The 12584-nt window shown below is 65.8% G+C and carries 9 protein-coding genes; 3 read left to right on the forward strand and 6 right to left on the reverse strand.

Annotation, left to right across the window (positions count from 1 at the left end):
- Positions 1–480: an SUF system Fe-S cluster assembly regulator gene (locus HN018_RS11280; protein WP_171835484.1), complete on the reverse strand. Its 480-nt coding sequence runs from the start codon at positions 478–480 to the stop codon at positions 1–3.
- A gap of 100 nt (positions 481–580) precedes the next feature.
- The gene (locus HN018_RS11285) at positions 581–1891 is read right to left on the reverse strand and encodes a DUF445 domain-containing protein (protein WP_171835485.1); all 1311 of its coding nucleotides are present in this window, start codon (positions 1889–1891) and stop codon (positions 581–583) included.
- Between the two features lie 192 nt (positions 1892–2083).
- Here HN018_RS11285 and HN018_RS11290 point away from each other — a divergent pair, with 192 nt between their 5' ends.
- The 3 genes from HN018_RS11290 to HN018_RS11300 are packed head-to-tail and all read left to right on the forward strand — an operon-like array spanning position 2084 to position 7458.
- The gene (locus tag HN018_RS11290) at positions 2084–4906 is read left to right on the forward strand and encodes a phosphoenolpyruvate carboxylase (protein WP_171835486.1); all 2823 of its coding nucleotides are present in this window, start codon (positions 2084–2086) and stop codon (positions 4904–4906) included.
- A 14-nt stretch (positions 4907–4920) separates the two neighbouring features.
- Positions 4921–5760 carry an MBL fold metallo-hydrolase gene (locus HN018_RS11295; RefSeq protein WP_171835487.1) on the forward strand — a complete coding sequence of 280 codons (840 nt, stop codon included), beginning with the start codon at positions 4921–4923 and terminating at the stop codon, positions 5758–5760.
- 30 nt (positions 5761–5790) lie between these two features.
- Positions 5791–7458: a S10 family peptidase gene (locus HN018_RS11300; protein ID WP_408886713.1), complete on the forward strand. Its 1668-nt coding sequence runs from the start codon at positions 5791–5793 to the stop codon at positions 7456–7458.
- Between the two features lie 88 nt (positions 7459–7546).
- Here HN018_RS11300 and fusA read toward each other — a convergent pair whose 3' ends face one another.
- The 4 genes from fusA to HN018_RS11320 form a co-directional block, all read right to left on the reverse strand.
- Positions 7547–9628, reverse strand: a complete 2082-nt coding sequence (gene fusA / locus HN018_RS11305; protein WP_171835488.1) for an elongation factor G — start codon at positions 9626–9628, stop codon at positions 7547–7549.
- 182 nt (positions 9629–9810) lie between these two features.
- On the reverse strand, positions 9811–10116 hold the full coding sequence (gene rpmB / locus HN018_RS11310) for a 50S ribosomal protein L28 (protein WP_171835489.1): 306 nt from the start codon (positions 10114–10116) through the stop codon (positions 9811–9813).
- A gap of 159 nt (positions 10117–10275) precedes the next feature.
- Positions 10276–10584, reverse strand: coding sequence for a hypothetical protein (locus tag HN018_RS11315; protein ID WP_171835490.1), 309 nt, complete (start codon positions 10582–10584; stop codon positions 10276–10278).
- A 79-nt stretch (positions 10585–10663) separates the two neighbouring features.
- Positions 10664–12556: an ABCB family ABC transporter ATP-binding protein/permease gene (locus tag HN018_RS11320; protein ID WP_171835491.1), complete on the reverse strand. Its 1893-nt coding sequence runs from the start codon at positions 12554–12556 to the stop codon at positions 10664–10666.
- Between the last annotated feature and the right edge of the window lie 28 nt (positions 12557–12584).

Genomic DNA, 12584 nt, shown 5'->3' on the forward strand with positions numbered 1-12584 from the left:
TCACTCGGCAGCATTCATGGCAGGACCGGATGCAACATCCGGATAGCGTCTCGAAAAATCAGGCATGGACTTGGCGCAGCAGGACACGTCCATCTGTGCCAGCGTAATATTGGTCAGAGCCGATCGTATGGCGTCGTTGACCGGGTCCCATCGACCTTGGATCGGACAGGTTCCCTGCGCCTCGCACCCACCGGTCGCGCCATCAACGCATGCGGTCAGCGAGATCGGGCCATCTATCGCGGTGATGACAGACGCGACCGGGATCGACGCCAGCGGTTTCGCAAGGCGGTATCCGCCACGCGCCCCTCGCTGCGATGCGACCAGCCCGGAGGCGCAGAGCGCTTTCAGCACCTTCGCCACCGTCGGCTCGGGAACACCGGTCGAGAGCGCCAACGCAGGTGATGTGGCGACCCCGTCATGATGCGACAGGCGCACCAATACGACGACCGCGTAATCCGTCAGCTTTGACAACCTCAACATGGCACCATGACCCGAATTCAACTCATCCAGGACCGGTGTTGTCCTGTATCGAGGAGATGAGCCCGATCCATCTCATCGTCAAGGAGCAACTGCCTGTTATTTAACCTGTCTGGCCGCCGAACAGTGCATGCAGCAAGACATACAGCAGCCCTCCGACAAGCGATCCGACCAGCGTGCCGTTGATCCGGACGAATTGGAGATCCGGCCCGACCCGCAGCTCCAGCTTCTCGGTGATCGACCGCGTATCCCAGTTTCCGACCACCTGCGCGATAAAACCGGACATCCGGTCACGCACCGTCGGCAGCATCTGCGTCGTGATCGCCAGCACGGCCCGGTCGATCCCGGCCCGCACCGCCTGGTCCGTCTCGAGCGCCTGCCCGAGCCGGGCCACGGCGTCCGACACCAGGCGTCGGACCCAGCTCTCGTCCTGGTCGAGATCGCCCTCGATCACGCCGCGGGTCCGCGCCCATACATCGAGCACCCACAGGCGGATGCTCTCATGCGTCACCAGGCCGCGCAGCATCTCGCCGAGATCCCGGCCCCGCTGCGGATCGGTCTCGATCAGGTCGATCTCGTCGCGGATCCAGGCCGTCACCGCCTCGCGCAGCTCTGAGTCCCGTGGATCGGTTCGCTCCAGTTCGGTGTTGATGGCGGACAGCACCCGGCTGGCGATCGAGCCGCCGATCGCCCAGCCCATCAGCCGGCCACCCTGTTCGCGCACCCTGTCCTCGATCAGCTGGTGCAGGTGCGCCTCGCGGCTCTTCAGCAGCAGCCTGATCTGGTCGAGCAGGAACGACAGCACCTCCTGATGGCGGTCACCGTCCACCAGTGCCCGCAGCGCACGCGCCACCACCGGCGCCAGCGCGCCGCCGCTCAGCAGTCTCGGCACCAGGCGCGCGATCAGTTCCTGGGCGCGCCCAGCCTCGAGCCCATCCAGCAGATGCGGCAGGATCTTGGTGGACGCTCCCGAAATGAGGCTCGCCGTGCGCGGGTCCATCAGCATCCCACGCAGCAGCAGCGGCATGTCCAGCCGGCCCAAGGCGCGCTCGATTTCCGCTTCGGTGAAGACGTGGCTGGCGATGAAGCTCCCGAGCGCCCGCCCCAACCGTTCCTTCTGGGCCGGCACGATGGCGGTGTGCGGGATCGGCAGCCCGAGCGGATGGCGGAACAAGGCGGTCACCGCGAACCAGTCGGCCAGACCGCCGACCAGCCCGGCCTTGGCGCTCGCCTGGAGCAGGCCGATCCAGTAGCCATGCCCGAACGCGTAGCTGCCCAGGGTGAAACCCGCCATGACCACGAGCAGCCCGGTCGCATGCCGCTTCTGCCGGGCAAGCCCGCGCCTTGCCGCAATATCGGCGTCGCCGGTGATGTTCGGGGAGATTTCCGGAACCGTGTCCGGCCGTGCAGTCATGACGTTTCGATATCACCAACCTGCCGTCGTACCCAACCAGGACCTCGTAACACACTTGCCACGACCGCGACCAAGCCGTGCCGATATTGCCGTTCCGTGTCAGACATGGAACGGTGGAACGGGTCGTCTCACACGGCTATCGCCCTCCCACCCCCCTTCATCAGGCCTGCCGCACGGAGCGTGACACGCATCATGAACGATCTGCAGCCGCCTCCGGCCGATCCCGTCCACATCCGGCCGCCCGACCAGCGGCTGGACCAGTTGATCGCTCTCGCCGGGCAACTCGTGGAGCGCCAGGAGGAAGACCCGTTCGGTAATCCGGTGCTGGCGATCGCGCTGCAGCTGTCGCGCCGCCTGGACGAAGGCAGCCTGAGCATCGAGGACATCACCAACCTGGTCTGCCGGCTGCGCGACGATGCCTTCGAGGAGCGCGCTGCCCGCCTCGCCCGCTATGTCGGCCTGGGCGAAGAGCAGGACATGGCCAACCGCCTTCGCCAGATCGCCGCCCGCCTGATCCGCCCGGACCCGAACGACAGCCCGATCCCGCTCGCCCAGTTCCGGGCCGCGATCCACCGGACCCGGTTTTCGGCGGTGTTCACCGCACATCCCACATTCGCACTGGCAACCCCGGTCTATGCAGCGTTGGCCGAGACCGCGAGTGGTACCCGCACCCTGCCGGAGGTGGCTTCTCAGCGCCCCACCACGCCGACCCTGACCGACGAGTTCGATCTTGCCGTCGAGGCGATCCTGCGTGGCCGCAATGCCATCGACAAGCTGAACGCCGCCCTGCTCGAGGAAGCCGCCGGCTATTGGCCGCAAGCCTGGACCAGCTTGGTGCCACGCCCGCTGACCCTGGCCAGCTGGGTCGGCTACGACACCGACGGCCGCACCGATATCGGCTGGTGGGACACGCTGCGGCTGCGGCTGCGCATGAAGCTGCTCCAGCTGCAGCGCCTGCACGATCAGCTCGGACAGGCCGATCAGCCGCCGGCTCCGATACTCGACCGGGTCGCCGCTGCGATGGTCGCCGTCGAAGCCCAGATCGAGGCAGCGCCCGACCGCGCCGATCCCGAACAGGTCGCGGCGTTTTCCCGGGTCCTGATCGACCGTCGCGACGAGGCGATCCTGAGCCCGTCCGAACTGGACGATGCCTTCGGCGCTGCGATCGGCAGTGCTTCCGAACCCGACCGGCTCACCCTGGCGGTTGCCCGCGCCGGCTTCGTCTCGCATGGCATGGGTGCTGCCCATACCCATGTCCGGTTGAACGCCACCCAGATCCACAATGTCGCCCGCCAGCGGCTCGGCATCGAAGATAGCCCCGAGAATCCGGCCCAGCGGCGCGCCCTGCTCACCCAGATCAACGACGTCCTGTCCGAGGTTCAGCGCATCCCGGTCGATTTCGGCGCCTTGCTGACCGAGCAGGCATCGGCGGCCCGCCTGATGATGACCGTCACCCAGATCATCAAGCACATCGACAGCTCGAGCCCGATCCGCTTCCTGATCGCCGAGACCGAGAGCGGCTACACACTGCTGGTGGCGCTCTGGCTCGCACGCCTGTTCGGCATCGAGGACAAGATCGAGATCTCGCCGCTGTTCGAGACCCGCGATGCTCTCATGCAGGGCTCGCGCATCATCGAGGAGGCGCTGCATTCGCGGCACTATCGTGACTATCTCCGCCGCACCGGCAAGCTGTCGCTGCAGTTCGGCTACTCGGATTCCGGCCGCTATGTCGGCCAGCTGGCGGCCACCTACCTGGTCGAGCGCCTCCGCCTGAAGATCGCCGACCTGCTCGCCAAGCGCGGCATGACCGACGTCGAGATCATCCTGTTCGACACGCACGGCGAAAGCATCGGCCGCGGCGCGCATCCGTTCGCCCTTGCCGACCGGCTGGATTATCTGTCGCCATCGCACTCCCGGCAGGCCTTCGGCGAGGCCGGCATCGCCTACCGCGAGGAAGCGGCGTTTCAGGGCGGCGACGGCTACTTGCTGTTCGGCACCCAGAAGCTGGCGGACGCGGTCATCAGCACCATCGCCACCCATGCGTTCGCGGTGGTGAAGCCCGAGCGCGATCCGATCTACGACGAGCCCGACTTCTCCGCCGACTTCTTCGCAGCCATCGGCCTCGGCATGACCGAGCTGGTCGAGGACCCGGGCTATGCGGGCCTGCTCGGCGCCTTCGGTCCCGCGTTGATCGACCGTACCGGCTCGCGCCCGGCCGCACGCCAGAGCGACTCCGCCGGCGGACCGGCACGGATACGCCATCCGCGCGAACTGCGCGCGATCCCCAACAACGCGATCCTGCAGCAGCTCGGCTGGTGCGCCAACACGCTGCAGGGCCTGGGCCTGGCCGCCGCCCGGCACCCCGAGACGTTCGAGGAGTTCCTGCTGAAGAGCCCGCGTTTCCGCCGGGCACTCGACTTCGCGTCGCACGCCCTTGCCCATTCCGACCGCGACGTCCTGCGCGCCATCGTGCTGACGCTCGATCCCGGGGTTTGGCTCGATCGCGCCGCGCACGAGAATGATCCGGCTCGCCGCAATGCCCTGGTCACCCTGTCAGAAGGGCTGGAACGCCTCGATCTCTGGGCGATCACCCAGTCGATGTTCCGTCGCATCCAGGCGGATCATCTGGCCCTTCGCGCCGCTTGGCCCGACGCGCCCCGGATGCGCCTGCCGGAGGTGCTGCTGCACGCGATCCGCCTGACCCTGATCGAGCGGATCTGGCTTCTCTCGACCCGGATTCCCTACTTTTCGCCACGCAACGGCTTCACCAGGGAAGCGCTCGACGACCAAGTGCTCCGGCTCGAGATCCCGAACGTGCTGAAGCAGCTCGCCGAGATCTTTCCGCAGGCCTCGGACCAGTCGGTGTTGCTGGACTTCCGCGAGCAGCCTGGACCACGGTCCGAAAACGCCTACACGCGGGAGAACGCGGAAATTTTCCAGCCGATGCGCCGGCTGTTCGAGCTTGTCCGCGAGGTGAGCGTCGGCGTCATGCACAATGTCGGTGCATTCGGATAACGCGTTCGCCGCCCATGGCCAGACGACGCGCATGGCGCCTGACCGAACCGCCCCCACCCACGGCGACGCCCCTGGTCATACGCCCCGGGATCAGGCGGATCGTCGCCGCGAACCCGGGGCCGATGACCTATCACGGCACCAACACCTGGCTGGTGGACTGGGACGGCGGCGTCGCGGTGATCGATCCGGGCAGTGACGACGAGAGCCATCTCGACGCCATCATTGCCGAGGCCGGGCCCAGGCTGTCGCATATCCTGCTGACCCATACCCACCGCGACCATCTCACCGGCGCCGACACGCTCAGCCGGCGCAGCGGCGCGCCGATCGCTGGCTTCACCCTCAGCGCTGACCCCAATTTCGCGCCTGCCGTTGCGCTTGCGGACAACACCCGTATCGCCGGGCTGACCGCGCTGCATACGCCCGGGCACGCCATGGATCATCTCTGTTTCGCGCGCGATGACGGGGTGCTGTTCAGCGGCGACCATGTCATGCCCTGGTCGACCTCGGTGGTGCCGCCGCCGCCGCATGGCGACCTGATCCGCTTCATCGGCAACCTGGAACGGGTCCGCGATCGCGACGACCGGCTGATGCTGTCCGCGCACGGTCCGGCGATCGAGAATCCGCGTGACCTGGTACAGAGCTTGCTGGATCATCGCACCGCGCGCGAGGCATCGATCGAAGCCGTGCTTTCGCCGGTGCCGATGCCGTTCGAGGCGGTACTGGCGCGATCCTACATCAACCTGCGCCCCGAACTGCTCTCGCCCGCCCGTGCGAACCTGCTTTCACATCTCGGAAAGCTCGAGATCGAGGGGCGCGCCGCACTGACCCCGGACGGCTGGCGGGCGACAGGCTGATACCAATTCCGTTTTGCAGGAGCCTTCACGTTGAAACGAGCTTCCCTATTTCTCACGGCAGCGCTGCTTGCGTCGCCGATCGGCCTCGCTCGCCCACACCTTGCCCGCGCGGACGACGCAACCATCAAGATCACCAGGTCCGACAAGGACAAGGCGCGGCCGCATCTGACCGCCGACGAGAAAACCAGTGACGGCAGCGTCGATGCCGGTGGCCAGCACGTCGACTACGAGGCCGTTGCCGGCACGCTGATCGTCCACCCGAAAGGCTGGGACGATGCCGCCAAACTGGACGGCGATTCCGACAAGGCTGGCGACAAGGCTGCGGACGACACCAACCCGACTGCGGAAGCGGCGATGTTCTACGTCGCCTACTTCAAGAAGGGAGCCCGCGCCGAGAATCGTCCGATCACCTTCCTCTATAATGGCGGTCCCGGCTCGGCGACGGTGTGGCTGCACATGGGGGCGTTCGGCCCGCGCCGCGTGGTGACGCTCGATGACAGCCACGGCCCGGCAGCGCCCTACCGGTTCATCAACAACGACCAGAGCCTGCTCGACGTGAGCGACCTGGTGTTCATCGACGCGCCGGGCACGGGATTCTCCCGCATCGCCGGCAAGGACAAGGAAAAGGACTTCTACGGCATCGACCAGGACGGCCATGCCTTCGCCGACTTCATCGCCTCGTTCCTGTCCAAGTACGGGCGCTGGAACTCGCCGAAGTACCTGTTCGGCGAGAGCTACGGCACTACCCGATCCGCGGTGCTGATCAACCAGCTGGAACAGGACAAGTCAGTCGATTTCAACGGCGTCATCCTGCTGTCGCAGATCCTGAGCTTCGATGCGAGCGTGGATGGCCCGGAGATGAACCCCGGCGTCGATCTGCCTTACATCGTGGCGTTGCCGACCTATGCCGCCACTGCCTGGTATCACCACAAGCTGCCCGGCACGCCAGGCGACCTGCATGCGCTGCTGACCCAGGTCGAGACCTTCGCCAGCACCGACTACGCCGCTGCCTTGCAGCAGGGCTCGATGCTCGATCCCGCGAAGCGCGACGCGATCGCCGAGAAGCTGCACGACTATACCGGCCTGCCGGTCGACTACATCAAGAAGGCCAACCTGCGGGTCGACGGCGGCGAGTTCGAGAAGACCCTGCAGGGCGACGAGACCACCACCGGCCGACTGGACACGCGCTTCTCCGGCCCGACCATGGATCCGCTCAGCAAGGAGAGCGATTACGATCCGCAATCGGCCGCGATCGGGTCGGCCTACGTCTCGGTCTTCAACGACTATGTTCGCAAGGTTCTCGGGTATGGCGACAACAAATACTACAAGCCGGAAATCGAGATCGACAACTGGGACATGAAGCACCAGCCGCCGGGTGCGACGTCGCCGGTCTCCGGATCGGCCAACGTGATGCCCGACCTCGCGACGGCGATGAAGTACAACCCGAACCTCAAGATCCAGCTCAACGCCGGCTATTTCGACCTGGCAACGCCCTACTACGAGGGTATCTACGAGATGCACCACCTGCCGATACCGCAGGCGCTGCAGGCCAACATCGAATATCACCAGTACGAGTCAGGCCACATGGTCTACGCGCACCAGGCGGCACTGCAGCAGCTGCACGACAACGTCGCGGACTTCATCCGCCGCACCGACGCCCAGGGTCCGGGATCGGCGCCGCCCGCAGCCAAGCACTAAGGCTTACCGGCGCACCATTGCGGCGCGTAACGAAAAAGGGCCGGCCCGTTTCCGGGCCGGCCCTTTCATCGTTGATCCTGAACTCGGTTCAGGCGGACTTCGCCATGATCTCGTCGGCGATGTTGCGTGGCACCGGATCGTAGTGATGGAACTGCATGGTGAACGAGGCGCGACCCTTGGTCATCGAACGCAGGTGCGAGATGTAGCCGAACATCTCCTTCAGCGGCACCTGGGCCCGGACCGTGACCGTCGAACCGGCACTCTCCTGGTTCTGGATCTGGCCACGGCGACGATTGAGATCGCCCACCACGTCGCCGACGTGATCCTGCGGCGTCGTGCACTCGACATCCATGATCGGCTCGAGAATGACCGGAGCCGCCTGCTTCATACCCTCGCGGAAGCACGCCTTGGCCGCGATCTCGAATGCCAGCGCCGAGGAGTCGACGTCATGGTACTTGCCGTCGAGCAGCGTGTACTTGAAGTCGACAGTCGGGAAGCCAGCCAGCACGCCGGTCGTGGACTGAACGCGGATGCCCTTCTCGACCGCCGGGATGTATTCCTTCGGCACGGTGCCGCCGACCACCTTGTTCTCGAACAGGATGCCGGCGTTCCGCTCCTGCGGTGAGAACTCGATCTTCACCTCTGCATACTGACCCGAACCGCCCGACTGCTTCTTGTGGGTGTAGGTCTCGATATGCGACTTGCTGATGGTCTCGCGATACGCCACCTGCGGCGCGCCGATGTCCGCCTCGACGCCATACTCGCGGCGAAGACGGTCGATGATGATCTCGAGATGCAACTCGCCCATGCCGGAGAGGATGGTCTGGCCGGTTTCCTGGTCGGTCTTGAGGCGCAGGCTCGGATCTTCGCCGGCCAGCTTCTGCAGCGCCAGCGTCATCTTCTCGACCGCTTCCTTGGTCTTCGGCTCGACCGAGATGTCGATGACCGGAACCGGGAATGCCATGCGCTCGAGGATGACCGGGTCATCAGCGGACGCCAGCGTGTCCCCGGTGCTGGTATCCTTCAGCCCCACGAACGCCGCGATGTCGCCAGCCTGCACTTCCTTGATTTCCGCACGCTTGTCGGCGTGCATCTGGAACATGCGGCCGATCCGCTCCTTGTGGTCCTTGGTCGTGTTCATGACCTGGTCGCCGGACTTCAGCGAACCCGAATACACGCGGACGAAGGTCAGGGTGCCGTACTTGTCGTTGATAATCTTGAAGGCAAGGCCCGAAAAGTTGCCCTTCGGGTCGACCTTGATCAGGCGACGCAGCTTGGGGTCCTCGTCCTCGTGGCCTTCTTCGGCCGCAACGCGGATGCCTTCGCGATCGTCAGGCGCCGGCAGGTAGTCGAGCACCGCATCGAGCAGCGGCTGGACGCCCTTATTCTTGAACGCCGTGCCGCACAGCACCGGACGGAATACGCCGGAGATGGCGCCCGCCTTGATGCAGCGCTTCAGGGTGTCGACGTCGACGTCGCCCTTCTCGAAATACTCTTCCATCGCCTCGTTATCGACCGAGAGCGCGGTATCGAGCAGCAGCTGGCGAGCCTCGGTGGCGCGCTCGAGCAGATCGGCGGGGATTTCCTCGTCATGGAACTTCGCGCCGAGCTCGCCGCCTTCCCAGATGATCGCCTTCATCTCGACCAGATCGACGACGCCGATGAAGGTGTCCTCGATGCCGATCGGCAGCTGCAGCGGCAGCGCCACGATGTCGAGCTTCTCCTTCAGCGTGTCGAACGCGCGGTAGAAGTCGGCGCCGGTACGATCAAGCTTGTTGATGAAGATGATGCGCGGGACATTGTAGCGGTCGGCGAGACGCCAATTGGTCTCGGACTGCGGCTGCACGCCGGCCACGCCCTCGATGATGAATATCGCGCCATCCAGCACGCGAAGCGAACGGTTCACTTCGATGTTGAAATCGATATGGCCGGGCGTGTCGATGATGTTGATGCGGTGTTCCTTCCACTCGCACGTCACCGCCGCGGAGGTGATGGTGATCCCCCGCTCGCGCTCCTGCTCCATGTAGTCGGTCGTGGTGTTGCCCTCATGGACCTCACCGATCCGATGCGACACGCCGGTATAGTAGAGAATCCGCTCGGTGGTGGTCGTCTTGCCGGCATCGATGTGCGCGGTAATGCCGATATTGCGGATCTTCGAGAGCTCGGACACGCTGGATTCTCCTCAAACCAAGAAGGCGCGACGAGAGCAAGGCTCCGCGCGCCTTCCAGGGCCGCGGCTGAGCCTGGCGGCCGAAAGACTGATGGGCCCTCACATGCGCGAGATGCCCTTGATTTGCAAGGCCGAAGACCGGTTTCGCAGGCGCTAGGCCCCCGATCCGGCCGGATCGGGCCTCAGGCCGAGAGAGCGGCCTGCTTCTTCGCCTGGGCGCGCAGGATGCGGCGCTTCAGGGACTGCGCCTCTTCCGGCAGGCGACGGTTCGGGGTCGTCAGCAGGAACGCGTCGAGGCCGCCATTATGCTCGATCGTGCGGATACCGTGCGTGGTCACGCGCATGCGGATCGAGGTGCCCAGCACGTCGGACAAAAGCGACGTCTCCTGCAGGTTGGGCAGGTAGCGGCGGCGGGACTTGTTGTTGGCGTGGCTGACGTTGTTACCTGTCAGCACACCCTTGCCGGTTATCTCGCAGCGGCGCGACATCGTCTCATCCTTAACTAACGAACGCTCCGGCCCGGGGCCGGAGACGAAACACCGAACGACCGGCACAGCGAGGCCCGGCGTCATCTGATCGTGGAGGCGCGGCTTATCGCCAAGTGGCAGGGATTCGTCAAGCTCTTCCTTGACCCATCAGCCGGCAGGTCAGCCGCGCCCAGGATCGCGTCCCGTCTCACGGTCGTTCGCCGGATGCAGCTCGCCCGCCTGCACGCTTGCGATCGCGTTCTCCAGCATGCGGGTCATCACGGTCTGATCCATGGTCCGGGCCAGCAGTCCCAGCGACCCGCCGAGCAGCGCAGATGCGACCGCCAGCGGTGGCAGCCCCTCGCCCAGCATGTACTCGATCGCCTTGTCGACGACCGCTCCCGCATGGCTCAGCTCGGCCGGAACCGAGCCATCCTGCCCCAGCTTCTGCTCGCCCCGCTGGCCTTCCTGACCCGGATCGAAGCTCATGTCGTTCTCCCTGTACCGCCATGCGGCCATCGTGAAATGTGGAACGCGGTCCCGGCCGGGCCAAGGGCACGCAGCGCTGTCACTGCGCCTTTATCAGCTCGGCCCGCCCTGCCGACGCCAGGGATCTCGGACCCTCGGCCGCCTCGACATGACCCTGGGCCGCTTCCTCCTCGGACTGCGCCGCCCACATCCGCGCATACACGCCGCCGGTTGCCAGCAGGTCGCGATGCGTGCCGCGTTCGGCGACCAGCCCATCCACCAGCACCAGGATCTCGTCCGCATCCACCACCGTCGAGAGGCGATGCGCGATCACCAGCGTGGTCCGGTCGGTCGCCACGGTCCGCAGCGCCGACTGGATCTCCTGTTCGGTATGGGTATCGAGCGCGCTGGTCGCCTCGTCCAGGATCAGCACCCGCGGGTTCTTCAGGATCGTACGGGCGATCGCCACCCGCTGCTTCTCGCCGCCGGACAGCTTCAGGCCGCGCTCCCCGACCCGGGTGTCGTATCCCTCCGGCAGTCGCATGACGAAGTCGTGCACCTGCGCCAGCTGGGCCGCATGCTCGACCTCCGCCTGGGTGGCGCCGATCCGGCCATAGGCGATGTTGTAGCGAATGGTGTCGTTGAACAGCACCGTATCCTGCGGCACCACCCCGATCGCCGCCCGCAGGCTTTCCTGGCTGTAGTCGCGCACGTCCCTGCCATCGAGCAGCACGCGGCCGTCATTCACGTCATAGAAGCGGAACAGCAGCCGGCTGATGGTCGACTTGCCGGCCCCGGTCGGCCCGACGATCGCCGTGCGCCCACCGGGCTGCACCGAGAAGCTGACCCCATGCAGGATCTCGCGGTTCGACTGATAGCCGAACTTCACGCCGTCGAACCTGACCTCCGCCGGCGGCGCGTCCTCGAGCCGTGCGGGCAGCAGGATGGGGATCGCCGGGTCTTCGACCTCCTCGGCCTCGCCCAGCAAGCGGAACATCTGCTCCAGGTCGACCAGCGACTGCCGGAGCGACGAGTAGACGAAGCCCAGCAGGTTCAGCGGCTGGTACAGCTGCATCAGGTAGGTGTTCACCAGCACGAACTTGCCGACCGACAGCTTGCCCGACGCCACCCCCTGGGCCGCCATCAGCATGATCGCCGCCAGGGCCACCGCGATGATGGTCGACTGGCCGATATTGAGCATGTTGAGCGATACCTGGGTGCGCACCGCCGCCCGCTCGTAGCGCGCCTGGGTCTCGTCGTAGCGCCTGGCCTCGTGGCCCTCGTTGCCGAAATACTTGACCGTCTCGTAGTTCAGCAGGCTGTCGAGCGCCTTGGTGCTGGCCTCGCTCTCCACCTCGTTCATCTTGCGCCGGATGCCGATCCGCCAGCCGGTGAAGGCGATGGTGAAGCCGACATACACCACCACCGTGGTCAGCGTGGCTGCGGCGAAGCGCCAGTCGAACAGCGTCCAGATCACCGCGGTGACCATCAGCGTCTCGATCAGGGTCGGCACGATGTTGAAGATGCCGAGCCGCAGGATCAGCTCGATCGCCTGGGTGCCGCGCTCCACCGCGCGCGTGACCCCGCCGGTCTGCCGGTCGAGATGAAACCGCAGCGACAGGCGGTGCAGATGGCGGAAGGTCTGCATCGCCGCGACCCGGATCACCCTCTGCTTCACCGGCGAGAACACCGCGTCGCGCAGCTCGCCGAACGCACCGGTGGCGATCCGCAACAGTCCGTAGCCGACGATCAGACCGACCGGCACCGCCAGCATATGGGTCGGATCGTTATGCGACAGCCGGTCGACCGCCCGTGCGTACACCAAGGGCACGCAGATGGTGGCCACCTTGGCGGCGATCAGCAGCAGGATGGCGCCGACCACATGCAGGCGGGTGCGGATGTCGCCCCGCGGCCAGAGATAGGGCAGCAGGCCACTGACCGTCTCCAGCGCCGTACGCCGGGAGGTGGAACCGGGTGAGTTGGGAGGAATCATTTCCCGGATGTGGCATTCCACCCCCCTG

The organism is Lichenicola cladoniae (assembly GCF_013201075.1).
GTDB classification, from domain to species: domain Bacteria; phylum Pseudomonadota; class Alphaproteobacteria; order Acetobacterales; family Acetobacteraceae; genus Lichenicola; species Lichenicola cladoniae.

What these genes read in the sequence shown, in the direction of transcription:
- HN018_RS11280 (WP_171835484.1), bottom strand. Translation starts at nt 480, where the DNA reads ATGTTGAGGTTGTCAAAGCTGACGGATTACGCGGTCGTCGTATTGGTG.
- HN018_RS11285 (WP_171835485.1), bottom strand. Translation starts at nt 1,891, where the DNA reads ATGACTGCACGGCCGGACACGGTTCCGGAAATCTCCCCGAACATCACC.
- HN018_RS11290 (WP_171835486.1), top strand. Translation starts at nt 2,084, where the DNA reads ATGAACGATCTGCAGCCGCCTCCGGCCGATCCCGTCCACATCCGGCCG.
- HN018_RS11295 (WP_171835487.1), top strand. Translation starts at nt 4,921, where the DNA reads ATGGCCAGACGACGCGCATGGCGCCTGACCGAACCGCCCCCACCCACG.
- rpmB (WP_171835489.1), bottom strand. Translation starts at nt 10,116, where the DNA reads ATGTCGCGCCGCTGCGAGATAACCGGCAAGGGTGTGCTGACAGGTAAC.
- HN018_RS11315 (WP_171835490.1), bottom strand. Translation starts at nt 10,584, where the DNA reads ATGAGCTTCGATCCGGGTCAGGAAGGCCAGCGGGGCGAGCAGAAGCTG.
- HN018_RS11320 (WP_171835491.1), bottom strand. Translation starts at nt 12,556, where the DNA reads ATGATTCCTCCCAACTCACCCGGTTCCACCTCCCGGCGTACGGCGCTG.